The sequence below is a fragment of the Limnospira platensis NIES-39 genome (assembly GCF_026000695.1).
Classification (GTDB): domain Bacteria; phylum Cyanobacteriota; class Cyanobacteriia; order Cyanobacteriales; family Microcoleaceae; genus Limnospira; species Limnospira platensis.
The window spans coordinates 6,270,956-6,296,104 of the sequence record NZ_AP026945.1; the positions used below are offsets into that span (position 1 = coordinate 6,270,956).

The window sequence follows — 25,149 nt, forward strand, 5'->3', positions numbered from 1 at the left end:
TATAATACTATTAAACTTAGTACAAAACGTTAATATGGTTAGAGACAGACGGACGATTAGAGACAAACCAAAGGTTAGACCTCGCTCGGGAGTTAGATATGACACAGCTCCCTTTAGATTAAACGATGACCCCGGTAAACTAGGAGACCCGTTTCGAGGTTGGACTGGAGACCCATACGGGAGGGAATTAGATACTCGAAACAAATTTATAAGTGATTCTAAATATGTAGCTCCTGAATACTGGGATGCAGATGAATATCACAAAAAAAGAGAAGCTGAAGAAAGGGAAAAAAGAGAGGATATTAAAAAAGAGGCAACTGTCAAGGAACCACCAAACAGAGATGAACCAAAGGGAGGAAAAAAACCTAGGGGAAAGGGTGGCGCTGGTAGAGGTTTTGGCGGTCCTAATAGCGGTGACGAGGTAGATGATGATAAAGGAAGGCGACCAGGCGATAGTTCAGATGATGATTCAGATGATGATTCAGACAATGGAAATGGCGGAAATGGCAATATCGGTTGTACCATAAAAGCTAATGAAAAGTACAGCGTTGAAGAGTTCGACAGACAAATGGGTAGCGGGGGATGCTGTAATCCTCCACCAAGTGGAAGTAGCATCACTTTTTTTAGTCATATGGATTGGAGGTGGGGAGAAACTCCTCAACCAACAGGAAGTGAGAGGTTTTTTTATACGCAAGGACAGTGGGAGTCTGAGTGGGCATACGGCGACCCTGATTTAATGTTTGAAAGTATAGGTGTATTTTGTGATTGGTGGATGGAATGCACAGAATTTGATTATGTAATTCCTAGATTTTCCGCGAGCACAAAAGATATCCCGCAATGCATCGAAGGAGAAGAACCTGAAAATATACGAACGATAACAATACCAGATATGAACGAAGAATGCTGTGGAATGATTAGAAGGATTTACGAGTTCCTAGACCCTGAATCCTTTCCGGCTGAAATGCCGGAAAAAATCACGGTTAATGCTGATAATCCAGAGAACAGAATTAAACGAATAAACACATTGCCAGAATGGTTAATGTATCGATTTGACATCGATGACGAAAGATGGGGTGAATTTGAAGTTAAAGTAGAGATTGATGATGTCAATCTAATGACAAAAGCAGAAGAAAAAGCCGAAATCAAATTACCTAACTTAGCTGAATCAATTGCTGAAATATTCGGGATGGTAATGGAAATTGCCATCTCCCATCAAGTGACACAAAACGCTGTTTTAACCTGTTTACATGAAGCAGGTTTGGCGCATTCAGCAGCCTTTAAAGCTGGTAGAGAGGTCTCAGAAATATTAGATTATTTAGGATTTAAAACTGAAGAAAAATACGCAACAATTAAAACAGCGTTTACTCCAGAAGCTGATAATTTTGAGGAACTACTAGAACCTAATGAAAGTAAAGTTAAAATCACTAATCAAAAGAACGCGAAAGAAACACTATAAATAACATTAAATCAAATAAAGAAAATATTCTCAATAGTTAGAGCGCAAGGTACTTTACAAGTTAATGGTAATGACCCGTCAAAAGACATATTAGCCGATTTAACTAGGTTATATGATTCAATGAAAAAACAGGATGATATTAGAGAACAGGAAACCAAGAAAGTACAAGAATTATTGAAAAAAGACTTTCCTGATATCAAGATAGAAACCGAATTGATTGACGGCGATAACCCACTAAGAGGAACTTTGTAATGGTTGCCAGAAGTGCAAGAATGCTAAGGAGTACTCGTAGCTTGTCTAGCCGTCAAACTCGTAGCAGTATAGGTAGGAATGGCGTTAGACAAGTTAATTTAGCTCAGAGAACATCTACTCAAGAGATGGGTTGGTTTGGCAAGCTATGGGCAAAAATAACTGGTAAAGTTGTTGAATGGGGCAAAAGTTTTGGAGGTTGGTTATGGGAAGGAATTACTAAGTTTTTATCTAACTTTAGTTTTGAGAAAGTAGCACGATTTATCACGTCTAATTGGGATAGTTTCTGGAATTTCAACTGGAATATATCAGATGAACAGATAGACAAAAATATGATGAATATTGCTAATCAATTTATTAGTACTACCGCCGGTTTTTTGGGTAATATGGCAGGTAAATTAGTTTGTGGAGTATTGCCTACCATTGGTATTGCATTTATCAACAAAGCCGCTGCTATGCACATTGCCTTAAGCAAGGGACCTGAAATGCTTATGGAAGTATCTACAGCTTTCGGCTCATACGTTAAACAATCATTTGGCATGGCTATGAAAGCCATAGCATGGCAACTGTTTAAACATGGTAGACGGGTTGTTAAAATGTTTTTAGATAAAAGTCCTTCAACACTTGCAACGGCTATTGTTTCAATGGTTCCTGGTGGTAAAGGAACGATTGAAAAGTGGGGTGACGAAAAAGGTGAGGAATGGAGTTTCGGTAAACAGAGAAGGGAAGCTAGGGAGAAATTACCAGAAAGCTATGACGGAAATATTAACACTATTTGGAATCAAGATAGTAGTGAAGAATTTTGGGAGGAATTCTCAGATAATTGTAAAGAAGCGATTATTTTAGTTGCTCAAGGATTAGATGAATATATTGCATTACAACGCATTGAGGAAAATAGACAACAACAATTAGTTAACGCGGTTGTAGAAAATGGTGGAGAGCGATTTAGACTAGTATCATCATTAAGAAACCTTCAAGAAAATGTAGCAAATGTGTTAGCTCAAACTGAAATACTAGGTAATCGTGATATAGGGCAATTTGTGGGTTCCGGTGATATCTCTGAAGTTCCGAATAGTAGTAATTTAAAAATTCAGTTAACCTTTATTTTATATAACTACGAAAAACCTCCATATTGGACTAAGGAAAGACGGTCAAAACTACAAAAAACTCAAATAGAACTCCCATCAGTAGAAAGACACGAAATAACCTGGGATAAATTACAAAGGATATTTACTCAACCTAGTAAATCAGCGTTCACAAAAGGCAATATCAAAGTAACCTGCAATATGCGAAATGGTAGAACATTCTCGTTTTTTGTGAATGAATCTAGCAAGTCAGATGCTGAACGTATTTGCAAGGATTTAGTACAATTAACAAATTCTTCAATTGTTTATCCTTTACTATTTGAGGAAAGGAAAGGTTTTGGCGGTAGGGAAAATGCGAAACGAATAAAGGAAACAAAAATGTATATATCGGAGGTTAAAATACTTAACTGGGAATTAATTGATAAATTTGAACAAGCCAAAATCGATATGGGAGAGAATAGTGTTTTGGCAATGTACAAAGACCCTAGGAAGTCTAAAGTAAAAATTCCTTTACATTTTGAGAAGAAACCTAAGTGGGTAGATGACGCAATCAGAACAGCTACTAGAACGTCGTTAGAAATTAAAACTGGGAGTCAGCCACCAACTACAGCTTAATGTAGTTTTCATTGAATAGAAGCTACATATATGTAGCATTTCCTTAACGAAAATATAGCTAACACCTATATCAGTTTGGTGCTATCTTATTACTATTGATTTATTAGAGGTAATGACTATGGCAAGCCCCGTAACTCTTAATGGTCCCACTCTCGAACACCAATTGTTAGAAGTTATCGAGCAAGTTCAACGTGCACAGATAAACGCAACTAGAAACCCTAATGGTGTAACGGTAGTTACAGCTTATACCCGCAACATGGCAACTGGAGCTGTGACAGTATCCCTAACAATCCCTACTGATGATGTTTTGGATGCTACTAATGGCTCTATCGATGTAGAAGCTATTGCTGTTTTTGTTGACTAGGGTTCATTAACTAGGTAGACAACAATAGTGTTAATGTCTACCTATCTAAGGTTTTGTTTGATAATTAATGAGGTTAAATTATGCCATTAAATGATGCTTACGATAAATATAAAGCAAATTTTGTTGCTAAACTAGCGGAACCGAAAGGCACTTGTATCGGCAGGAGTTTGATGGTTGAGGCTCCAGTAGACAAGACATCAAAGTATGTTATCCCAATGCCTATGTTGCTGCTTTATACGCTATCCGATAACGCCGTAACACAGGAACCCGTCCTGGTGCGAGACTTAACTATCTGGAGACCTCCCGTTAGTGGAACTACATCAACTAATGCTAATAGGCGTAATATCATACCAGGGGCTAGAGTTAGGTCATGGAAACGTATAGAGTACACAAAGATTTTTGTAGAAGCTCCTGCCTCTATGGGTGGAGTATGGAGAACATATCGCACATCAGGAGTTAACGCGGGTGATAGGAAGCTAAGATTTATTGGTTTAAAAGTTCCTCAAATTTTCTCGATTAATTCCTTGCTATATGTTTTTGCTCATTACTGGAGCAAACAACCCGCGAGTATTAGAACCTATAACTCAATGTTTCGTATTCCGGCTGAATCTGAAATTACCCTCGATAACCTAGGAGAACTAACCACAGGTAGAACTGAAGCAGCTAATCAAGTACAAGGAAACCTTAGCGCTTTACCTGAGACAACAGGCAACAATCCATAATAACTATCTTGTTACTAAGTATATACCCGTTAACTCACAAAATAGGATTAACGAGTTTTTTGTATTGGTTATTATTTGTACATTCTATATATACTTAATGTAATACTTGATATTTTTATAAATAAGTGTAAATTGTATAATTTATGTTTATTTTTAATAAATTAATTAGATAAGATAATTTTAATTAAATACAGTGAATTCAAAAGAGCAAGGTAACTATACAGTTACAGAATCAATTGAAGGTAGCGTAACTGTAGAAAATGTAACTAATGTCAATACTAATAAAGTATTGACTCCTACAGAATACCAAGAGACGTTGAGTCGGTTTAATCAGTTTACTAAGTTTCTGGAGTTGGTTAATACTTACCTTCCTTACCCCAAAACTTCATTAATTCAATCATTGACCAACAAACTCCAAACGTCGGAGATTATCAACTCAAATACCTTTTATCTGACATATTCAGAGATTGCCACACTTAAACGAGTCACCAACGCAATCCTGACGCTATTAAAAGCAGGTGGAGTAAAGCTACCTCGTAAGGTTACGGGAGCCATCCAAGATGATATTAACGCCCTCGAAGACCATCTATTGGGCTCTGAGAGTGATTTAGAGGATGAAGATAATGAAGTCAACCCATTTTCTAGTTGGTTAGATTAATCCCACACCAAAAACAAAACCGCTTATGTGTAAATTTTTTAGGGACTCTATTTTAAAAGCACATAAGCGGTAGCCACTAAGCATTAGGAAATTATAGCATGATACCACGTCATTGGTCCGAGGTTAGGCTTAACCTACGAAACATCACGTTAACCCCCTTGATGTATATCGGTCATTCCCTATATATCAAAGTTCCAATTTCAGGCGTAAAGGGGTTTACGTGGCCATCAACTTTAGTTAAGTTTGATAAGGATTTTATTGCTTATTTTATAGGCGAAATTCTTAAAAAATTAATCCCATTACATCCTGACAAACTTGAGGAAATTTGTACAGAAGCCCTAGAGTTCTACAGAGAAGAATGGAATATATATCAAGCCGAAAACGGCGGGGATAGAGAACCTGATAATCCTAATACATCTTTCGGAGTGTACCCAAAAGATGAAAAATAAATACAATGCTAGAGGACAAAAAATAGACGGCTATTATTTTCCAAGTGCATTTGAATGTAGGGTTTATCACCTTCTACGAAAACATGATAATCAATTAATTGTTCACCCTAAAATGACATTAATTGAACATGCAAAACCTTGGAAAAATATCACCTGGATTCCAGATTTTTAGAGTCCGTTCTTTAATCGTTACATCGAAGTTAAGGGAGTATTAACTGATTCATTTAAGCTAAAAATGCAGTTATTGCAGTACCTTAATCCTGGTTTAGTCAATCAGTGTTGGTTTGTTATAAGGGGGACATCCTACCGATGGCAAGGCATCTCATTTATCAATATCGACGAGTTTAAGGGGCTTTGGAAAAACTTAGAGATTCCAAGGGTAAACAATGAATAAACTGCACTACAAGGGGTTATTTTCCATTGACGGTGAGTTAATAAACACCACCTATAACCCACACCTATTTGAGTCAGAAACCACTCAAATAGCCTACCGGATACTAACCCCTATAAAGGAACATAAAACCCAGGAAATCCTTGATTTAGCTTATTCCTATATGGGTTGTTATAGCCCTAGGGGGGACTACAGAGGTCACGCTACAGCAAGGTTGACAAATGAAGGCAGCCTACGAGTATCAATTGTTGGTAACCCTCAATTTTGGGAGGTATGCAAAAAAATTTCAAACGTCATAATCAATCATCAAAGGATAGTTAATCATGAGTATCGGATATTACGGCAAAAAACAGGACGATAAATTTAGTTATTGCAGTGCAGTTAAGCCCGGTGAAACGGCAACCTTTCTAATTGTTGATTATGCATAATTCCGAATTAAGTCACCTCATTTATGGATATTCGGGAAAGGTGTATCAGGGGATTTTTCTAACTTCAATGATAGGGATTGGAGTTATTCCCAAGGTGATAAAGAATTAATTGCTGTACGGTTTTATATTGAAAAATACGAGACTGAATATAACGGCAAAAAACGAGAATATAGCCCTACATCTCCAGAACTCGCATTGCTTAAAATAGTCGAAAGTGACTCAATGCTTACAGACGGTTCTGTGATGTTTACAGCAACAATAAATCTAAGTCAATCATCAGTCAGACCTTCTGACAGGATATTAGAGGGAAATATCGGAGACGATAATTTAAACTCTGATATTTCTAATATCTTAGAAATTGAATGTATTAATCCATTCAATCAATCTTTCGCTACTTACTCAATCGGAGATATTGACGCTTTCATTGAATCCAAAACTAAAAATAAAGCAGGATTTAATGGAAAGGCAAAATACAAAACCTTCGAGGAAAGGTTAACAGAAGGGGCTAAGGTTTTGGATTGTGACCCTAGCTTTGAGAGTCTTTATAACAAGGTTAAACAACTTGATTCTAATGTATTAATTGCATTAATTGAATTACTGCGATTAATGTAGTCACAAATAAATCCCCCCTAAATATTTAGGGGGGAATAACCACCATACCATGTCAACAAGTCAAGAGCGATAAGAGGTTACTACCATGTCTGAGGACTATATTGATTATAGACTAATTAGAAGTCAGATGTCATCTGAACTAGAAGAAATAATCACAGAAGGCAACCTGGGTGAGCAATTAGAGTCTGTTTTACGGGCTGTCTGTGTTCTGCCATATCCTGATATTCAGTTTCCAATTATCGCCTCGTTTATAGCGTCTCCAGTAACGTTAATGTCTACCGCTGGTATCCTGTTCCTTTGGGGGTCTAGCGGTACTGGAAAGTCACAGATAGCTACCGTAGCATCTGAACTATACAAGACAACCTCGGTGCTTGCTAATAGCACTTTCGCTTCACTGAGAAACAAGATACAACATGAACGATTTTATGACCCCCTTCAATGTGAATTTGAGAAAAATTTTATATTGGTATGGGAAGATATCACCCCTAGCTTATTAATTGAAAATGAGAATATGTTATCGCTTTTCAAGGTGTTAAACCGCAAAAATAGCCGAATAACCATCAGTAGTCAGACACCGGGAACTAACATGATTTTTAATGCTTTCGCTTTAAAGGTGATTAATTCAATACATCCATTGTGGACATTGTGGGAGTTAAACGAACTCAAAAGACGGATGTTTCCTATATGGTTTAAAAAACGAGAGACTATGACATCAGAGGAATATAGGGGGAATAGTTACGAGTTAAGTGATTTAAACGATGTAGAGGATATTACGCTTGATAAATTATCATCTCAATTAGAAATTTTCTGGAGAAATATCGATAACTGCAATCAATACAGCAAGGTCAAAAAACAACTACAGAAACACAAAAAAGATATCATTAACGCTAGGTTATCAAGTGAAATTATTGTCACTCATTCATTGATTTATCAATTATCTATCAATGAATCAATTAAACGCTTCAATGATTACTGGGATTTTGTTAATGAAAAAATCTTGACTATATCATCAGGTACTGAACAATTTTTAGACAGTTTTATCACTCAAAGTATTGAGGCAAAAATGAAACAAAACAATCAGGCAATTAACGCGGGATGTCCTGAGTTAACCGAGGTTGTAACTGATATCGACCCGAAAGCGTTAAAAGAAGCCATTGAGAGAGCTAAAACAGATGGATATCTTGATAGTCGCGTTAATGTTTCAGAGTTGACTAATCTAATGAAAAATAGAGGATATAATATGATTAATCAGAACAGCAAAAATGTTTGGAAACACATCATATAGGAGACCAAAAAAATGACTAAACCTCCCAACACAAATGCCATTATAAAGGCACGGTTTAAAACATTTAAACAAATGGTAGATAGTACAGTCTACAACGCTAATAAAGAAGACGCTAAGGAAACGTTAATTTCAATAATGAATGATTGCGAGGTTGAGTTATCCTTAGCAGAAGCGAAAAAACAATTATCGCTCAAACAGCTTAATTATATTCAGCATTTACTAACCAAAATCGAATAATTTAAACCCGTCCGAAATGACGTTAAACTATCACAACTTAACCACTATCAAAGGATAAAACCATGTCAATCAAATTAAGTACACCCGGATTAAACGTAGTAGAATATAGCTACATGAGTAATCGATTAAATCCTAACGTTGTAGGATTACTTGACTTAGTAGAACTTGCTATCACACCTGAACAATTTGATGAAATTGTCGAATTTATTCAAATCCACAGGCATTTTTTAAACGCGGAAATCGAGTTACTCAAAGGCATTGAAGCCTTGCTTAATGCAAAAATTACAGAACACAACAATAGTCAAAATCACCCCGATAATGATGATCACAAGTTCAATTAATCAATAGGAAATAAAGCCATGAATGAGTTTGAACAAGAAAAAATGATGGTTATTGCAGAAATGGCTAGGGAGATTTACATTCAAATGATGTCACGAGATATCTCCTATTCCAATCAGGATACTAGGGTGACATTAGCCGAAATATCTCATAACGCCGCTGTTGATTTTATGATGGTACACGAGAAATGGGTAGAATCTCAGTATCCAATTATTACTCGATTTGATTCAGGTATAATATCACCTGAATGCAACCTTAATGGTTATAACAGCGATATCCTACTGGGAGGTGATTTTCATGCCTAAGCTACTCCCGGTAGTCACACTAACAGGGTCTTACAAAGGGTTTCTGGTAGGTCATGGTAATATCTGTATCGAAGTAGGTTCTTTAGAATGGTTTAAATACCTAGAAACCCATAAATCCTTTTCAGTGGAGGTTAATGGTAAACGATTTACAGCGTGCAAAAAACTCTCAATCAATGGTTTTACCTACTGGAACCTCAAAGGGTGGGATGGTAGCGTCAATCATCACATCTACGTTGGAAAATCTGACCAAGTTACTGTAGACAAGTTAATAGACGTAGCTAACGCTATGGTTACTAAGTGCAGAAAACCCTAAACCCTAACAGCTAACAGCTAACCCTAACTCAATAACTTAAATGGCCCCCTATGGTTTCTGACTGTAGGGGGTGTCTGCATATTTTTTGTTTCCTGGCCTGGTTTTCCAGGCCAGGAAATCATTTATATGAATGCTTGCCTCTAATTTACCTACAATAAACACCCTAAGCCAAAACCTTAACCCGTCTATTAGGGGTAATCATCCCGTGCGGAACTCAGTACCCCTATAAATTGGAGACTTGCTGAGGATTATGTAGGTATCAGCGAGAGATGACGAAACAAGTTACCAGTTGAAAAGTTGTTTAGGGGTATCGGGTTGGTTCCGGTAGATGATAGTTCAGATTATGCGATCGCATTTTGTTGGTAGCGAGTAGGCTCCCCAATATTTCCCCAATAACCTGACTCCCATAGATAACCGGATAGGCAGCCTAATATCTTTGTACATTGATAGGAGTATCGTTGTACATTGATAACCTAGTGGGTTCCCCCTACGGCTACCTACGGCTATCGTGTTGACTTTGAGCCATAGATAAATCCCACTGCGATCGCACTCATACCTTTCTATGGTTAGCACTGGTAGCTTTAGGTAATACCCTGCAAAATTGAACCCATACCCTCCCCCTAACCGAAACAAGCACTATTGGGGAAACGAACGATGTGATAGCAGTCAATGGTGAGGAACGAACCGATAGGCTTGCCATTGACGGGTATCACAAGGGAGTTACCCTATCGGTGTTTGGTTGGGGGGTGGTATGAGTGTTTGACAGATTAATTAAGTTGTGCTTGTTGACTGAGTAATCATCCTATTGACAGAATTATTTTCCTGTGCTAGGACTAGATTGTGAGTAATATCTGAGTAATTCAATAGGATATAGGGGTTGAGTAATAACCCGCTATCGCTGTCAGGATAAGGGTTTATAGTTAACACGCTCTGACGCATCGCAACCGTCACCAAGAGTCAGGGGTTCTTGCTCGCGGATAGCCAAAGTAATCAAGGCAATTCCAATGGGAGCAGTTAGCAATGACAATCCCAAGTTAAATCGGTCGGCTAAAACTAATTGGATGTCTCGTTGTAAAAGTACCCTTATTTGCCTCAGAGGAGAAGGCTTAACCTGTTTTGGTTTATCTTTTAATTTTGTCGTCCTTTGATTGGCTTGATTGATTTCAGGAGAATTGGCATTAATTTTACCGGGAACAATCAGAGCGTCTAGGACATATTTTTGGTAGTCAGTATGCTGTTTAAATCGAGTATTCCACTGGTGGCAATAATCTTCGATGGAGCAGCCTTGATTTTCTTCTGGAGACTTTTCCAGTTCATTATAAATTTCAGCAAAGTCATCCCGTCCTACATTAAAAAAACTAGGAGCTTCGCTAGGGGGTCCGAAGTAACAGAGATTTCCTCCCCTTCCCATAAAGGCAACGCGATCGCACAAAGTGATATTGGCAGTCGCATGGGTAACAAGAGCTACAGTTCGATTTTCTGAGTGAGCTAACTTTCGCAGAAGTTGCATCATTTTTTTGTCTAATCCTGGATCGAGTCCTGATGTGGGTTCGTCGAGGAAAAATAACTTGGGGTCTGCTAAAAGTTCAACGCCAATGCTGACTCGCTTCAATTGACCACCACTTAGTTGGCTAATTAGGGTATGCCGTCGATCTAAAAGTTCAATTTCAGTCAGAGTTTTTTGAATAACTGCCTCAATATTTGTATCAGGGGGAAGACGTAATTGAGCAGCAAAAGTGAGAACCCGATCAACCGTCAGATTTCTATGTACGATATCTTCTTGAGGTACATAGCCAATTTGGGTACGGTAGATATTAAAATTTTGTTGCAGGTCTGAGCCGTTTAAATAAACATATCCTCCAGAAAGAGGTTGAATACCTAGCAGTGTCTTCAAAAGAGTTGATTTTCCCGTTCCACTTCCGCCAACAATTGCAATCAGTTGACCGGGTTCGAGTGGAATTGAAACACAATTGAGCAAAGTTTGGCTGTTTCGGGAATGTTTGGAAACAATGCGGGTAACTTCCCAAGCATCAAGACGCAATTTATCCCCCCGGTCTTGAAGGGTGAGGCGATCGCCACTCAACACCAAAATAAATGAACCGATGCGAATTGTGCAACCATCGGGAAGCCGCATGGATTGATTGACTTTCTGTTCGTTGACGAAAACACCATTTGTACTGTAGTCAAATAACTGGTAGTACCCACCATCAACCTTGTCAATGACAACGTGCTTTCTGGAAACCACAGGAGAATCAAGAACCAAGTTACAAGATGGGTCGCGACCTAGCATAATCGAACGGTTTTTGATACTAATTGATTGATTTCTCGTGGTGCTAGAGACAATGAATTTAGGGTTTTGGGGATTATGGTATTTCAGACGAATGAGAGTCATAGGATCTTGACCAATTTGCAACTCATCCCCGTCGAATAATTGATAATATTCCACAACCCCTACCCGGCGTTGCTCAACAAGCAGTCCATTTCGACTGGGTTGGCGAGTACCATTTTTGGTGATACCGTCGTAAATCTCATATTCATCGCCGTGGCGAGTTAAAGTAGCCTGGTAACGAGAAATTGCTAACCAGTCTTCGGGAGTCTTTAAATCTGCATCAGTAGCCCTACCAAGTATCAGTTGAGCCTTTTTTAGTGGAAATTTGATGGTTTGGGTCTGGTTTGTCAGTTCCAGATATGGATCGGAAGATGTTTCAAGCTGGGTTTTAGGTAGACTATGGCTCATGGGTTATGAAAACTATGCTATTAAGTTTTTTATGTTAAATTTTTTCAAGGTCAATCCGTTAAAACTTAAAAGAAAATTTATATTTCTTGGCTTGAGTTTCAGAGTTAAGCGTGTTATTGTTGGAATAAATAGGTATAAGCAATAAAGACAGTTCGTACTTAGAATGAACTGGTTAAGGAATTACTATGGCTGACCATTCTTTATTAAACCACCGCTATCAAATCATTCAGCCTTTAGGTTCTGGCGGTTTTGGAGAAACATTTCTGGCTGAAGATACTCAAATGCCATCCGGGCGAAGGTGCGTCATTAAACAACTAAAGCCTGTTACGGATAATCCTGATATTTATCAATTAGTACAAGATCGGTTTCAACGAGAAGCTGCTATTTTAGAGGAACTGGGAACGGCTCATCAACAAATTCCAACCCTCTACGCCTATTTTCGTGAAAATGACTTATTTTATCTGGTTCAAGAGTGGATCGAAGGTCAAACCTTAACGGACTACGTTCATCGCCACGGATCAATGCGTGAAAGCTCTGTCCGAGCTATGTTAGTCAGCTTACTGTCTGTTCTGGAATATGTTCACAGTAAGCAAATTGTTCATCGCGACATTAAACCTGACAATATTATGCTGCGATCGAGCAATTTAGAACCCGTATTGCTCGATTTCGGTGCCGTCAAAGAGACGATGGGAACCGTACTGAGTCACTCTGGAAATCCGACGCGATCGGTGGTTATTGGTACACCGGGGTTCATGGCTAGTGAACAAGCTATAGGTCGCCCTATATACAGCAGTGATTTATACGCTTTAGGATTGACTGCCATTTTCTGCCTAACTGGAAAAGTTCCCCAAGAATTTTCAACAGATCCTCTTAGCGGAAATCTCCTTTGGCGCTCTGAAGTCCCGACAATTACACCAAGTTTTGCTAACGCCATTGAACAAGCTATTCAATCTCATCCAGACAAGCGTTTTTCGACGGCTGGCGAAATGCGAGCTGCGCTGAATTTCACATCTCATACAGGTACTTCTGTTTCCCGGACTGGGCAACCTACAGCTACAATAATTTCTAGCAATCCCAACCAGCAACCTCCAACAATTGTTTCTTCTGTTCCCGTAGGTCAAGCAGCTACTATTCTTTCTCCAGCTCAGTCTATGAGTCCGACAGCATTACAAAATCCATCAACAATGCCAGAATGGGCTAAAGCAGTATTAACGGGCGGAATAATTGGCAGTTGCATTATTGTTGGACTTTTTGTCTCAAGATTTTGGAATAGTGTTGCTGATAATGCAATAGACAATCCTATAGCCGTTGAGGTTCAGCCGACAACTACAGCTTCTGCAAGCCAGACACCATCGCAATCGGAATCAGAAGCAGAATCTCAGCCACCAAAGCCTGCTGTACAAGCAATACCATCTATTACAGAAGAAAAAGCGGTTGCATTAGTTAAACAATGGCTTCAGTCTAAATCCCAAATTTTTGCACCTCCTTATAGTCGAGATGCTGCCCGTAATTTAACCACAGGTGCATTACTCACTGATTTAGTTAAAGCCGATGGCCCCATAACTTGGCTACAAAATAATAATGCTTATTATCAGTATGGAATTCAGCGCGTTGATTCTGTAGAGCGTTTTGAATCAGATGAAAACAATGCAACAATAGAGCTGATAGTTACAGAAGATGGCACATTATATCGCAACGGCAAACCCGACCCCAATAATGCTTATTTCAGTACATCCAGATATCGATATACCATAAAAAAAGAAAATAATCAGTTAAAAATATCCTGGTATCAAAAAGTTGATTAAATACATCATGGCTGTGCATAAATATTTTTTCAAAAATAATCATAAAAATCAGGGTGAACGTCAAGGATTGAGACGTGCCTATTTAGCGACTAACAATTACCCGAATAAAAAGCATTTATCAAGGTTAGCTTGGACTACAATTGTTATGTCAGTTAGTTTAGTTTTAGGACTAAGTGGAGCAGCTATTTTGTACTTTGTATTTCCTCATAAACCTTCATTAAATGATGATCGCTATTTAGATAATACAATTTTTAGAGAGCCACCTAATAGTATAGATTTATCTCCAGATTCTGTAGATTTAAATATAACTTCTAGACTGGAATCAAGAGAAGGTATTAACCCCAATTGGGTTTATAATGTCACTAATCCTACTCACTTTAATCCAAATGATAATTTACAAAAGATTGTTAATGAAGTAGTTTATACTGCCAGAATGCGAGGTCTGCCAACTAATTCTTTATCTATACACTTGATTGATTTAAATCAACAAACTGAAGGCACTTATCAAGCTGATGTTTTTCGTTATCCTGCCAGTATCCCGAAATTGTTTTGGTTAGTCGCGTATTATTCCTTACAAGCAGAGCGCAACATTCCTCCTCAACCAATTGATTTACCACAAATGGGATGTGTTACTACTATTTGTAAACTCATCCAAAAATCTGATAATGAAGCAGCTAGCCGAATTGTAGATTTTATCACTGATACCACATCTATTTCCCATACAGAAGACTACCAAACTTGGCTAAATAAACGCTATTCTGTCAATTATTTCTTTCAAAAATCAGGATATTCAGGAATAAATATCAGTCAGAAAAATTTTCCCATACCCTATTTGGGAATGAATTATCCTCAAGGATGGGATCTGCGTATGCGTGGTGATAATCAGCCTCCAATTCGTAATCAAATGACGGCTCGACATGCGTCTAGATTAATGTATGAAATTGGTACTTATCAAGCTGTTTCTCAAACTGCATCAATGCAAATAATGTCACTGCTTAAAATAGATTTAAATCCTCAAGTTTGGAAGCCCGAGGAATATGATTCAGTTGATGGTTTTTTAGGAAAAGGAATTTATCAAAATCGACAAAAGATTGATTTTTATTCAAAAGTCGGGTGGACTAATGATTCTCGGCTCGAAGTCGCTTTAATTCATCATAGGTCTAAAAATAGAGCCTATATTATATCAGTCTTTGGCGATGGGGCTGCTTATGGAGAGGATTGGGAATTTTTTCCAATTATTTCACGCTTAGTTTATGAAAGAATGTTCGAGTAAAGAAAATAATGAGTTTTTTAAAATTTGCAAATCATTGGGGTGTATTTCTGATATTATTTTGGGTATCTGACTGGGTTTTTGCAGAGACTTGCAACATTCAGCAGATTGCGGACGGTACAGAAATAGATAAAGTTAGAATTGACATCGATCAATTTTTCACTTTTCCTTGATTTAATTATTGGAAAACTCTTCATTCAGCTTATGACTATGCACAACCCGAAGTTAATAAAATACAAAAATTTTTTTTATTTTTGGGGATTATCAATCATTGTTTTATTGCTTATTTTGGTTCAATTTCCTGCTCATTCAAAAATAGATAGCCAATACCATGTTCTTATAACCAGGTCTAGTTTGCCTGTTTTAAAGAGCCAAGGAGGACAGGATGTGGAGGCTATGTATTCTCGTTTAGAAAACTTTGCACAGGAGGGAGACTGGCGTAAGGCTGATGAGCAAAACTGGGAATTAATAAAGCAAGTTGGTAATAGATGGGGCAATTTAGGAAGACAAATCCGTCCCGAAGAAATTGCTCAAATTTCTTGTTCAGATTTGAGGAGAATTGATGAGGTTTGGAAGAAGCACTCAAATGGAAACTTTGGTTATAGTGTTCAACTTAAAGTTTGGAGACAGCAATTCAATACTACTCAACTTCAAGGGTTAATGGAGGGGGAGCGAAATCGTGAAGTTTTTCAAGCATCTCTTCGGTTATATGCAGCTTTGGGATGGTTGATTACTCCTTCTTATAAGAGGGATTACCAGAACTTTATATTTTATTTGCAAGCACCTCCAGGACATTTACCTTGTGATTCGGGAAATTCAGTAAATCATTGTTACACAGCCTGTGACTCAGGGAGAGCACCTGGCTTTTGTGGGGGTGTAATTGTGGAAAATTCTCGGTTTTTGGAATGTAGGCTTTAACCCCGTAAGTTACACTATGAAATCTAAATTTATGGATTTTCCCATGCAGAAAATTGCCCTGGCTTTTCTAGGCTTACTATTTGGCACTTTAGCCACAATAGAGACTTCTTTCGCCTATCCCCGTCTTAACTGGCGCAGTGCTGATTTTGAAGGTCGAAGATTGCGGAGTCGGCTTGGAAAACTGAGGCAGAGGCTCAAAAAAGAGGTGAGGCTCTTCATTTTGAGCATGGATTTGGGAATTTAGGGGTTCTCTGGATTCCCTATTATGAAAATCTCTCAGGACGAAGACTCTATCAAACGATTATTGTTCCTGAAGCAAATTGCGATCGCTTCTTACGTGAGAATATTCATAAGATTGATGGCAATGCTTACTGCTTTACCCCCAGTAATCGCGGCTTACCGGCTAACCGCAGAGGAGTAACAATGTAGTAGCAATGTAGGTTGGGTGAAACGCAGTGAAACCCAACATCATTTAGAGATGGTGGCGTTGGGTTTCGTGACCTCCACCCAACCTACTCAAATTGGGGGAAAAAGGTCATACTAAGAGATGGTGGCGTTGGGTTTCGTGACCTCCACCCAACCTACTCAAATTGGGGGAAAAAGGTCATACTAAGAGATGGTGGCGTTGGGTTTCGTGACCTCCACCCAACCTACTCAAATTGGGGGGAAAGGCGATACTAAGAGATGGTGGCGTTGGGTTTCGTGACCTCCACCCAACCTACTCAAATTGGGGGAAAAAGGTCATACTAAGAGATGGTGGCGTTGGGTTTCGTGACCTCCACCCAACCTACTCAAATTGGGAAAAAAGGCGATCGCCTGTCTAGTCATTTTTCCTTGATGGGTGGGAAGGAGAGAATGACTGGAAACTCGGGTGCTAAATTGCATAAATTTATCGATCCGAGCCGATAACTATTTTAGGGAAACCCGAAAACCACTGCACTGCCAAAGGACCGATGAAAACTCTACCAAACTATCAAATCCGAACATTTGGCGATCGTCGTCAAATTCCCATCAAGCAAATCGTGATCTCGAAAGTGCAACCGAGAAAGTATTTTTCTGAGCAAAGCATCAATAAACTGGCTGCCAGTATTAAAAGCAGTGGCATCCTGCAGGATTTGATTGTGCGACCGATTGATAAGGGTAAGTACGAGTTAGTGGCGGGGGAGCGTCGCTATCGAGCGGCTCAAATTGTGGGACTTGAGACGATACCGGCCCAAGTTAAGGAGATGAGCGATGCTGAGGCTTTGCAGTGCGCTTTGACTGAGAATATCCAGCGGGAGGATTTGAACCCGATTGAAGAAACCGAGGCGATTTTGCGGCTGTTGGCTATCAACTTAAATGACTCAGTGGAAAAGGTGCGATCGCTACTGCACCGAATGAAAAACGACGCTAAGAAAAAAGTAACTACCCATAGCGCTATGGGTAAACCAGAAGCCGAAATTGTGAAATCCACATTTGACTCCCTAGGTAGGATGTCCTGGGATTCATTCGTCAGCAATCAATTACCTATGTTGAAACTGCCACCAGAAATCATGAAAGCTCTGGGTGAGGGAGAGATTGATTACACCAAAGCCAAGGAAATAGCCAAGTTAAAGTCCGAGAAGGAACGGTTGGCGCTGCTATCAGAGGCGATCGCTCAAAACTTGACCTTGAGACAGGTGCAAAAATTGGTAAGGGAAAGGAAAGTATCAGAAATGCCAGACCAATTGGAAACTGAGATATCCGACATGACGAAACAATTCCGACGTTCAAAGGCTAGGCTATCTCCTCAACAACGTTCCGAAATTGAAGCCTTACTGAAACAGTTGAAGTTGCTCATGTCGGAGTAAAAAAATATGCTAGGATAAGGCCAAGAGAAAGTGTGAATCGATCAAAAATAAACGAGAATGCCTACAAGACCGGGTGGAGAAATAGCTTCCAGACCTTTGCACTTCATATTTCTGTGTGATTGCTCTGGATCAATGACGGTAGATGGTAAAATCCAATCATTAAATGCTGCTATTCGGGAATCTATTCCCCATATGCAAGCGGCAGCTAGTAGTAACCCAAATGCTCAGGTTTTGGTGCGAGTTATTAATTTTTCTAACGGAGCACAGTGGCATATTGCTAGTCCGACAAAAATTGAAGAGTTTAAATGGAAAGATTTGGAAGCTAATGTGAATGCTCTAACAGATATGGGCAAAGCTTTATCAATGCTATCAGAACAAATGAAAGTTCCTCCTATGGAAGAAAGGGCTTTACCTCCTGTACTGGTATTAATTTCAGATGGTCAGCCTACCGATGATTTCAAGGCCGGATTGAATGATATCATGAAGCAGCCTTGGGGCAAAAAATCTGTGCGTATTGCCATAGCTATTGGCAAAGATGCTGACGAAGAAGTGTTGCAAAAATTTATTGGTCACTCTGAGTTAAGACCACTTAAAGCGAACAATCCAGAAGCTTTAGTTGAAAGAATTAAATGGGTATCAACAGTGGTTTTACAGTCTGCATCTTCACCACCTAGCCAAATTTCAAGCTCATCTCACACACCAGTGACTGTACCAATTCCAAGTGTAGTTCCAGCAAGCACACCTTCAGTAGATGATGTTTGGTAAAAGGAGAAATAAATGTCCAATCATCATAACAAGCAGGAATGGCAAGTTATTGGAAAGACAGTTAGAGGTTCTTCCCATGTAAGAAATAATTTACCTAATCAAGATGCTATGGGGTGGTGGCCAGACTCAAAAAAAGGCCATTCATTAATTTTAGTGGTTGCTGATGGTCATGGGAGTTCTAAAAGTTTTCGTAGTGACCAAGGTTCTAGGTTAGCTGTTAATTCAGCCAAACAAACGTTACAGGATTTCTTAACTGAGATTTCCAAAACTGATTTAGTGCAAAATTTAGCATCCATTAAACAAATAGCTGAACTAGATTTGCCAAAGGAACTAATTAAAAATTGGAAATCAGAAGTTCAGAAAAATTTTTCAGAACATCCTTTTACAGATGAAGAGTGGATAAAATTGAAAAATCAAGAAGGAATTCAACAGCGAGAACAAGTTGAAAAAAATCCATTTATTGCCTATGGAACAACCTTGCTATCTATTGTAGTTACTGATTTTTTTATCTTATATATTCAACTGGGCGACGGTGATATTCTTTGCGTTGATGAACAGGGAAGAACAGAAAGACCTTTACGCTTAGACAAAAGATTTTTAGGAAATCAAACAACTTCTCTTTGTTTACCAGATGCTTGGAAAGAGTTTCAAGTTAGATTAGTTCCTTATCCAGAGAGAATGCCAGAGTTAGTATTGGCTTCAACTGATGGATATTCTAACTCTTTCCGAACAGAGGAAGATTTTATAAAAATTGGAAAAGACTACTGGGAAATGACTTATTCTAATAACCTCATTGAGTTAGAAAATCAATTAGAAAATTTTTTGAAAAGTGCTTCTGAACAAGGAAGTGGCGATGATATTACACTAGGGATTATTAAGCGGCTACATCAAAATAAATCCAATAATTTGTGCCACAATCAAGTAATAAATCAGGAGTAATAAAATGAGTCAACTACTTAAAAATGGGCAAGTTTTTTTTACAGTTCAATCCAATACACAAGGCAAAGTTGAAAAATTTCTTGGAGGAGGAACACAGGGAGAAGTATATCAAGTCAATTTAAAAGATAAAATTTTAGCTTTGAAATGGTATTTCCCAGAATGGATAAATCAAGATGATAAGCAAAAAAGTAGATTAGAAGAAGCTATAAAGTTGGGAATACCGACTGACAGATTTTTGTGGCCATTAGAGATAGTAAACATACCAGATATCCCTGAAACTTATGGTTATATTATGCCACTTCGAGAAAGCCGATTTAAAGGCGTGGTAGATATGATGAAAAGGCAAGTAGAGCCCAGTTTTCATGCACTAGCAACAGCAGGTTTTGAGTTGTCAAATAGTTATTATCAGCTCCACTCAAAAGGATTATGTTACCGGGATATTTCATTTGGAAATGTTTTTTTTGACCCAGATACAGGAGAAGTAAGAATTTGTGATAATGATAATGTAGATATTAATGGCAAGCCCGGTATGATTGGAGGGACTCCTGATTTTATGGCTCCCGAGATTGTAATAGGCAAGTCCCATCCTAGTAGTTTTACCGACCTTTATTCTCTAGCGGTACTTCTGTTTTATTTATTTCATGTTCATCACCCGCTTTGTGGAAAAAAAATGCTCCAAATTAAATGTTGGGATTTAGCAGCGCGGAGAAAAATATTTGGAGAAGAGCCAGTTTTCATTTTTGATACAGATGATACATCTAATGAAGCTCTCTCCAAAGATATTGATGAAACAGGAGAATGTGGAGATAATGCTCTTGCCTTTTGGCAAATTTATCCTAAATTCTTTCGTGACTTATTTACTAAAGCTTTTACTCAAGGTCTTCGAGATCCAGAAAATGGCAGAATAGCAGAAAGTATATGGCGAGGAGAAATGATTAGATTGCGAGATTCTATTTTTTACTGTAGTAACTGTGGATCTGAAAATTTTTACGATTTAGACAAACTCAAATCATCTAGTGGCGATCCAGGAAAATGCTGGTCTTGTGAAAGCCATTTAGCTATCCCACCCAGAATTAGATTTAAGAAGAACATTATTATGCTCAATAACAACACTAAGATTTTCCCGCATCATGTTGATGATCAAAAACGATATGATTTTTCAAATCCGATCGCAGAAGTAATCCAACATCCCACTCAGCCAAATGTTTGGGGATTAAAAAATCTTTCAGATGAAAAGTGGGTAGCTAATGTTAATAATTCAATCAAAGAGGTAGAACCCGGTAGAAGTGTAACTTTAGCTTTAGGAACAAAAGTTAATTTTGGTAAAGATGAAGGAGAAATAAGAGCTTGAAAATAAATTTATGCTATGCTCTATAAATAAGTGCGAGACGTTCAGGCATGAAATAGGGTTGCAATACCCGAAATAACCGCCTGGTGGGGACTTCAACCCCTTGGTTGAATATAAGGAGCGCACTCCTGACCATCCTCATAACTGTTTATATGTCCCAACGATTAGTATCCTACGATACAAATCAAGGCAGGGAACCCAAGGTCAAAACAAACTAACTCATACAAATTCCTTATAGGATGTCCAAAAATGGATAAGTAAAAGTTAGGAAATTAGGGTAACGGCGATAGCCACCCCCAGTTTTGGGAATCACAACCCCAGGATTGAAGCGGGGAACGGAAGGCTCCGAGGTGCAACCTAACACCAGAAACGAGACCACTGCCAACCATCCATGATTAGGGAAACCGAATGTCTGGCTTGAACCATCGTAAAGAGTAAGTAGCGAAATAGGTTGATACGCTGCGCTCAAAAGAGTAAGGGGAAAAGTAGGGGTTTTTTTTTACTACCTACACAGACCTTTAAAAGTACCCCGGTGGAGAGGACAAATCTAAAGATGGAATGCCCATATAAACGGAACGTTTTAAGTCCTCCTGGACTCTGATTATCTGGTCGAGATATCAGTAGGGATAAGTGTAACCGCAAGTCCTAGAGGATGTGAGATGTGACCAGAAGCCAACGCCCTGCTGTAATGGTAGGGATATGCTAACAGGTCACGGTTTGATTGTAAGAATAGAGTCTAATAAGAGTCAAAATGGCGATAGCGAGTTTAAAGAAAGGATTTGGTAAACCCAAACCAATCAAGACTACGAACAACGCATGGAAGGCAATCCCATGGACTAAGGTTCAACGGAAAGTTTTCAAGCTCCAAAAGAGTATATTTCAAGCAGCTAAATCGGGACAAGACGCAAAGGCACGAAGGTTGCAACGTCTATTGGTGAAATCGTATTATGCCCGGCTCTTAGCAGTGCGGCGAGTGACCCAAGATAATCAAGGCAAGAAAACAGCCGGGGTTGATGGAGTAAGAGCAATCTCTCCAAGACAAAGGTTAGAAATTGTCAAAAACATTAAGGGAAACCTCAAAGCAAAACCACTGCGAAGGGTGTGGATTCCAAAACCTGGTAGGGATGAAAAACGCCCACTAGGCATACCCACAATCCAAGATAGAGCAAGGCAAGCTTTGGTTAAGTCGGCCCTCGAACCTGAATGGGAATCGAGGTTTGAAGGCACAAGCTATGGGTTCCGACCCGGACGGTCAGCACAAGATGCAATAAGTAGAATATATACTGCCATAAATCAAGGACAATACTATGTTCTTGATGCTGATATAGCAAAATGCTTTGACCGAATAAACCATGATTACCTATTGTCCAAAATTCATTGTCCAAGCAGCTTGAAGAGAGACCTGAAACAATGGCTCAAAGCTGGCGTGCTAGATAACGGTGTATTTGAGGATACAGAAGCAGGGACACCCCAAGGAGGAGTAATAAGTCCACTACTAGCCAACATCGCACTGGATGGAATAGAAAGGTTAGTCAAAGAAATGTATCCAAATAAAGGCAGCACCAATCAGGTAAACCTTATAAGATATGCCGATGATTTTGTGGTCATCTCCAAAGACCTAGGAATCATTGAACAGTGCATGACTGCTATTTCTATATGGCTAAAACCTGTAGGACTAGAGATTAGACCTGAAAAAACCCGAATATGTCACACACTCAATCCTATTGAGTATAATGGCAAGATTGAGGAACCTGGGTTTGATTTTCTAGGATTCAATATCAGGCAATATCCCGTAGGAAAGTATAAATCTGGGAAAACAGGGGGGCCTAAGAGTCGATTAATCGGACATAAAACCCACATAAAACCCAGCAACAAAGCAGTTAAAGCCCACACAGAAGTGATTAAAGGTGTGATTAAACAACATAGAACAGCACCTCAATCAGCCTTGATTAGTAGACTAAATCCAATTATTCGGGGATGGTCAAATTATTACTCAGCGGTAGTCTCAACAGAGACCTTCAATAAGCTAGACAAAACAATCTGGCAAATGTTAAAGGCATGGACAGTATCAAGATGCGGAAAGGCAAATCACGAAAAGCTAAGTAATTATTTCAGACATGGAACAATTAAACTTAGCAATGGGAAAGAAAGACACGAAAATTGGCTATTCCAAACCAAAGATGGGTTACATCTATTCAAACATAACTGGACTCCAATTGTCAGACATACCCTAATACGCCCCGACGCAACACCATACGACGGAAATTGGACTTACTGGGCAACCAGGAAAGGACAAGCAATCGACACGCCAATTAGGGTAGCAAAACTACTCAAAAAACAAAAAGGTAGATGTACCTGGTGTGGGCAATTCTTTACCCCATCAGACTTAATTGAAATAGACCACATTGTACCTAGAAGCCAAGGCGGAAAGGATGACTACAAGAATCTTCAATTATTACACCGCCATTGTCACGACGATAAAACAGCTCTTGATGAAGAGATGATGCTGTACTCTTAACAAGGAGACGGTCAAACTAGGAGCCGTATGAGGTGAAAGTCTCATGTACGGTTTTGTATGGGAGGGGGAGATGGCGACATCTCTCTCGACCCCTACTCACAAATAGCTGGTGGCAAAAATGGTAAAAAGACCTGGCGGAAGTTTATCAGTAAGACCTCTTAACTTTATATGGATTTGCGATACATCAGGGTCGATGTCAGTGGAAGGTAAAATTCAATCTTTAAACGCTGCAATTCGCGAAGCGTTACCCCATATGGTAACTGTAGCAAGTGAGAATCCTAATGCTAATGTGCTTCTAAGAGTTTTAAAATTTTCTCATGGGGCAGAATGGTATTTTCCATCAGCTATTCCGATATCAGACTTTCAGTGGAAAGATTTAGTTGCGGATCCACTTCAGCAACCCAAGTTAGATATTGTATTTCTAGTAGATACAAGTGGCAGTATGAGCGATGAAATTGATGCTGTAAAAAGGAGCTGCGTTTCATTTGCAGATCAAATTATCAAAGCTGGAGCTAATGTCAGATTAGGTTTGGTTGGTTTTGATATTGGAGGTCATCGCGGATCGAGTATGGGCAAAGCCTATAAAGTTTATAATTTGTCTCGTTATACCATTGGTGTATGGCCTTTAAATACACCTGAAAGATTTAAGAAAAATATTCAATCTCTATCTCTCGGTTTATTTGGAGGCGGGGGATGCTATTTAGCTCAACGCGACACCGTTGACATTTTTCCTCATGTTATTAATACGTTTGATAATTCTTCTGAAAATACTCGAATATTAGTCATTATCTCAGATGAAATGGGTGGCAATGAAGGGCTTTCTGATATTGTTTCCCAACTCAAAAGTGCATCAATTACCAGTCATGTTTTGGGCGTTTCTGGAAGAGAAGGAGCACATAAATCTATTGCCCGCATGACAGGTGGCGAGTTTTGGAATATTACAAAAACTAAGGGGGTTCATAATTTTGAGGATCTATTAGGAACAGTTGCAGACACGATCGCAAAAGAAGTGACTCAAAAGTTAGCAGATGGGACAACTTCTTCAGGAACCGATATGGGTACAGCTTTAAAGCTAGTTTCGCAAGAGTTGAAAATACCCCCCATGAATGAAAGAGCTCTGCCTCCTGTTTTAGTATTAATTTCAGATGGCCAGCCCACTGATGACTTTCAAAGTGGACTGGATGAGCTTATGAAGCAGCCTTGGGGGAAAAAAGCAGTCAGAATTGCTATTGCTATCGGCAAAGATGCCGATGAGGCAGTGTTGCAAAAATTTATTGGTCACACAGAGCTAAAGCCATTGCAAGCTAACAACCCAGAAGCTTTATTTAAATACATCAAGTGGTCATCCACTATAGTATTGAAAGCAGCATCATCCCCGGTTAGCCAAACTGATTCATCTTCTAAGAGTAATTTATCTATTGCTTTGCCTCCAAGTCCTGAAGTTTCTTCTAGTGGTGGAGTTTGGTAAAGTAGTGGAAAATTAATATTTAGTCAAGTTCATCTTTATCAATG

Annotated in this window: 24 protein-coding genes and 3 pseudogenes; 25 read left to right on the top strand and 2 right to left on the bottom strand. The window is 38.9% G+C overall.

Features of this window, described 5'->3' with window-relative positions; all coding sequences use genetic code 11:
• Window positions 1-34: 34 nt before the first annotated feature.
• The 14 genes and pseudogenes from N39L_RS30780 to N39L_RS30845 all read left to right on the top strand — a co-directional run bounded on the left by N39L_RS30780 (window position 35) and on the right by N39L_RS30845 (window position 9,508).
• Window positions 35-1,708: pseudogene (locus tag N39L_RS30780) on the top strand (hypothetical protein).
• Window positions 1,709-1,749: 41 nt separating this feature from the next.
• Complete coding sequence (locus N39L_RS30785) at window positions 1,750-3,405, top strand: hypothetical protein (RefSeq protein ID WP_014276713.1); 1,656 nt, start codon at window positions 1,750-1,752, stop codon at window positions 3,403-3,405.
• A gap of 118 nt (window positions 3,406-3,523) precedes the next feature.
• A complete protein-coding gene (locus tag N39L_RS30790) occupies window positions 3,524-3,769 on the top strand; it encodes a hypothetical protein (RefSeq protein WP_014276712.1) in 246 nt (81 codons plus the stop codon).
• Window positions 3,770-3,849: 80 nt separating this feature from the next.
• Window positions 3,850-4,491: a hypothetical protein gene (locus N39L_RS30795; protein WP_014276711.1), complete on the top strand. Its 642-nt coding sequence runs from the start codon at window positions 3,850-3,852 to the stop codon at window positions 4,489-4,491.
• A gap of 193 nt (window positions 4,492-4,684) precedes the next feature.
• Complete coding sequence (locus tag N39L_RS30800; RefSeq protein ID WP_014274193.1) at window positions 4,685-5,149, top strand: hypothetical protein; 465 nt, start codon at window positions 4,685-4,687, stop codon at window positions 5,147-5,149.
• A gap of 98 nt (window positions 5,150-5,247) precedes the next feature.
• Window positions 5,248-5,598: a hypothetical protein gene (locus N39L_RS30805; RefSeq protein ID WP_014276710.1), complete on the top strand. Its 351-nt coding sequence runs from the start codon at window positions 5,248-5,250 to the stop codon at window positions 5,596-5,598.
• Window positions 5,588-5,992: pseudogene (locus tag N39L_RS30810) on the top strand (DUF1064 domain-containing protein). Before N39L_RS30805 ends, N39L_RS30810 begins: the two are co-directional and overlap by 11 nt.
• Complete coding sequence (locus tag N39L_RS30815; RefSeq protein ID WP_014275577.1) at window positions 5,985-6,350, top strand: hypothetical protein; 366 nt, start codon at window positions 5,985-5,987, stop codon at window positions 6,348-6,350. Before N39L_RS30810 ends, N39L_RS30815 begins: the two are co-directional and overlap by 8 nt.
• 289 nt (window positions 6,351-6,639) lie before the next feature.
• A complete protein-coding gene (locus tag N39L_RS30820; protein WP_231851946.1) occupies window positions 6,640-7,029 on the top strand; it encodes a hypothetical protein in 390 nt (129 codons plus the stop codon).
• 85 nt (window positions 7,030-7,114) lie between these two features.
• Window positions 7,115-8,314: a hypothetical protein gene (locus N39L_RS30825; protein ID WP_014277313.1), complete on the top strand. Its 1,200-nt coding sequence runs from the start codon at window positions 7,115-7,117 to the stop codon at window positions 8,312-8,314.
• A 12-nt stretch (window positions 8,315-8,326) separates the two neighbouring features.
• Window positions 8,327-8,551, top strand: coding sequence for a hypothetical protein (locus N39L_RS30830; protein WP_014274638.1), 225 nt, complete (start codon window positions 8,327-8,329; stop codon window positions 8,549-8,551).
• A 62-nt stretch (window positions 8,552-8,613) separates the two neighbouring features.
• Window positions 8,614-8,892, top strand: coding sequence for a hypothetical protein (locus tag N39L_RS30835; RefSeq protein ID WP_234933494.1), 279 nt, complete (start codon window positions 8,614-8,616; stop codon window positions 8,890-8,892).
• Between the two features lie 18 nt (window positions 8,893-8,910).
• Window positions 8,911-9,195, top strand: coding sequence for a hypothetical protein (locus N39L_RS30840; RefSeq protein WP_014276609.1), 285 nt, complete (start codon window positions 8,911-8,913; stop codon window positions 9,193-9,195).
• The gene (locus N39L_RS30845; protein WP_071941234.1) at window positions 9,149-9,508 is read left to right on the top strand and encodes a hypothetical protein; all 360 of its coding nucleotides are present in this window, start codon (window positions 9,149-9,151) and stop codon (window positions 9,506-9,508) included. Before N39L_RS30840 ends, N39L_RS30845 begins: the two co-directional genes overlap by 47 nt.
• 937 nt (window positions 9,509-10,445) lie before the next feature.
• Here the strand turns inward: N39L_RS30845 and N39L_RS30850 are convergent.
• A pseudogene (locus tag N39L_RS30850) lies at window positions 10,446-12,245 on the bottom strand (FHA domain-containing protein); the annotation flags it as partial.
• Window positions 12,246-12,430: 185 nt separating this feature from the next.
• On the opposite strand from N39L_RS30850, the gene N39L_RS30855 reads away from it, so the two are divergent.
• The 5 genes from N39L_RS30855 (at window position 12,431) to N39L_RS30875 (ending at window position 16,659) form a co-directional block, all read left to right on the top strand.
• Window positions 12,431-14,050, top strand: coding sequence for a protein kinase domain-containing protein (locus N39L_RS30855; RefSeq protein ID WP_006616734.1), 1,620 nt, complete (start codon window positions 12,431-12,433; stop codon window positions 14,048-14,050).
• Complete coding sequence (locus tag N39L_RS30860; RefSeq protein WP_231852036.1) at window positions 14,043-15,323, top strand: serine hydrolase; 1,281 nt, start codon at window positions 14,043-14,045, stop codon at window positions 15,321-15,323. The genes N39L_RS30855 and N39L_RS30860 overlap by 8 nt, the downstream gene beginning before the upstream one ends.
• Window positions 15,324-15,461: 138 nt before the next feature.
• The gene (locus N39L_RS30865) at window positions 15,462-16,238 is read left to right on the top strand and encodes a GUN4 domain-containing protein (protein WP_014277316.1); all 777 of its coding nucleotides are present in this window, start codon (window positions 15,462-15,464) and stop codon (window positions 16,236-16,238) included.
• A gap of 16 nt (window positions 16,239-16,254) precedes the next feature.
• Window positions 16,255-16,482, top strand: a complete 228-nt coding sequence (locus N39L_RS30870) for a hypothetical protein (RefSeq protein WP_014277317.1) — start codon at window positions 16,255-16,257, stop codon at window positions 16,480-16,482.
• Between the two features lie 21 nt (window positions 16,483-16,503).
• Complete coding sequence (locus N39L_RS30875) at window positions 16,504-16,659, top strand: hypothetical protein (RefSeq protein ID WP_231852037.1); 156 nt, start codon at window positions 16,504-16,506, stop codon at window positions 16,657-16,659.
• 320 nt (window positions 16,660-16,979) lie between these two features.
• Here the strand turns inward: N39L_RS30875 and N39L_RS30880 are convergent, their stop codons facing one another.
• On the bottom strand, window positions 16,980-17,123 hold the full coding sequence (locus N39L_RS30880) for a hypothetical protein (RefSeq protein WP_157888753.1): 144 nt from the start codon (window positions 17,121-17,123) through the stop codon (window positions 16,980-16,982).
• Between the two features lie 68 nt (window positions 17,124-17,191).
• Here N39L_RS30880 and N39L_RS30885 point away from each other — a divergent pair, with 68 nt between their 5' ends.
• From N39L_RS30885 to N39L_RS30910, 6 genes are all read left to right on the top strand, one after another.
• Window positions 17,192-18,067: a ParB/RepB/Spo0J family partition protein gene (locus N39L_RS30885; protein WP_014277318.1), complete on the top strand. Its 876-nt coding sequence runs from the start codon at window positions 17,192-17,194 to the stop codon at window positions 18,065-18,067.
• A gap of 132 nt (window positions 18,068-18,199) precedes the next feature.
• Window positions 18,200-18,832: a vWA domain-containing protein gene (locus N39L_RS30890; protein WP_006616384.1), complete on the top strand. Its 633-nt coding sequence runs from the start codon at window positions 18,200-18,202 to the stop codon at window positions 18,830-18,832.
• 12 nt (window positions 18,833-18,844) lie between these two features.
• The gene (locus N39L_RS30895) at window positions 18,845-19,771 is read left to right on the top strand and encodes a PP2C family serine/threonine-protein phosphatase (protein WP_006616385.1); all 927 of its coding nucleotides are present in this window, start codon (window positions 18,845-18,847) and stop codon (window positions 19,769-19,771) included.
• Window positions 19,772-19,775: 4 nt separating this feature from the next.
• Complete coding sequence (locus N39L_RS30900; RefSeq protein WP_006616386.1) at window positions 19,776-21,122, top strand: protein kinase domain-containing protein; 1,347 nt, start codon at window positions 19,776-19,778, stop codon at window positions 21,120-21,122.
• 748 nt (window positions 21,123-21,870) lie between these two features.
• Window positions 21,871-23,637 (top strand): group II intron reverse transcriptase/maturase, encoded by a 1,767-nt coding sequence (gene ltrA / locus N39L_RS30905; protein WP_014274168.1) that lies wholly within the window; start codon window positions 21,871-21,873, stop codon window positions 23,635-23,637.
• A 118-nt stretch (window positions 23,638-23,755) separates the two neighbouring features.
• Window positions 23,756-25,105, top strand: a complete 1,350-nt coding sequence (locus N39L_RS30910; protein WP_014277319.1) for a vWA domain-containing protein — start codon at window positions 23,756-23,758, stop codon at window positions 25,103-25,105.
• Window positions 25,106-25,149: the final 44 nt, after the last annotated feature.

Excerpts from the sequence above, each read along its gene's own strand:
- N39L_RS30790 (WP_014276712.1), top strand. The coding sequence starts at position 3,524 with ATGGCAAGCCCCGTAACTCTTAATGGTCCCACTCTCGAACACCAATTG.
- N39L_RS30795 (WP_014276711.1), top strand. The coding sequence starts at position 3,850 with ATGCCATTAAATGATGCTTACGATAAATATAAAGCAAATTTTGTTGCT.
- N39L_RS30805 (WP_014276710.1), top strand. The coding sequence starts at position 5,248 with ATGATACCACGTCATTGGTCCGAGGTTAGGCTTAACCTACGAAACATC.
- N39L_RS30815 (WP_014275577.1), top strand. The coding sequence starts at position 5,985 with ATGAATAAACTGCACTACAAGGGGTTATTTTCCATTGACGGTGAGTTA.
- N39L_RS30820 (WP_231851946.1), top strand. The coding sequence starts at position 6,640 with ATGCTTACAGACGGTTCTGTGATGTTTACAGCAACAATAAATCTAAGT.
- N39L_RS30825 (WP_014277313.1), top strand. The coding sequence starts at position 7,115 with ATGTCTGAGGACTATATTGATTATAGACTAATTAGAAGTCAGATGTCA.
- N39L_RS30830 (WP_014274638.1), top strand. The coding sequence starts at position 8,327 with ATGACTAAACCTCCCAACACAAATGCCATTATAAAGGCACGGTTTAAA.
- N39L_RS30835 (WP_234933494.1), top strand. The coding sequence starts at position 8,614 with ATGTCAATCAAATTAAGTACACCCGGATTAAACGTAGTAGAATATAGC.
- N39L_RS30840 (WP_014276609.1), top strand. The coding sequence starts at position 8,911 with ATGAATGAGTTTGAACAAGAAAAAATGATGGTTATTGCAGAAATGGCT.
- N39L_RS30845 (WP_071941234.1), top strand. The coding sequence starts at position 9,149 with ATGGTTATAACAGCGATATCCTACTGGGAGGTGATTTTCATGCCTAAG.
- N39L_RS30855 (WP_006616734.1), top strand. The coding sequence starts at position 12,431 with ATGGCTGACCATTCTTTATTAAACCACCGCTATCAAATCATTCAGCCT.
- N39L_RS30870 (WP_014277317.1), top strand. The coding sequence starts at position 16,255 with ATGAAATCTAAATTTATGGATTTTCCCATGCAGAAAATTGCCCTGGCT.
- N39L_RS30875 (WP_231852037.1), top strand. The coding sequence starts at position 16,504 with ATGAAAATCTCTCAGGACGAAGACTCTATCAAACGATTATTGTTCCTG.
- N39L_RS30880 (WP_157888753.1), bottom strand. The coding sequence starts at position 17,123 with ATGCAATTTAGCACCCGAGTTTCCAGTCATTCTCTCCTTCCCACCCAT.
- N39L_RS30885 (WP_014277318.1), top strand. The coding sequence starts at position 17,192 with ATGAAAACTCTACCAAACTATCAAATCCGAACATTTGGCGATCGTCGT.
- N39L_RS30890 (WP_006616384.1), top strand. The coding sequence starts at position 18,200 with ATGACGGTAGATGGTAAAATCCAATCATTAAATGCTGCTATTCGGGAA.
- N39L_RS30895 (WP_006616385.1), top strand. The coding sequence starts at position 18,845 with ATGTCCAATCATCATAACAAGCAGGAATGGCAAGTTATTGGAAAGACA.
- N39L_RS30900 (WP_006616386.1), top strand. The coding sequence starts at position 19,776 with ATGAGTCAACTACTTAAAAATGGGCAAGTTTTTTTTACAGTTCAATCC.
- ltrA (WP_014274168.1), top strand. The coding sequence starts at position 21,871 with ATGGCGATAGCGAGTTTAAAGAAAGGATTTGGTAAACCCAAACCAATC.
- N39L_RS30910 (WP_014277319.1), top strand. The coding sequence starts at position 23,756 with ATGGTAAAAAGACCTGGCGGAAGTTTATCAGTAAGACCTCTTAACTTT.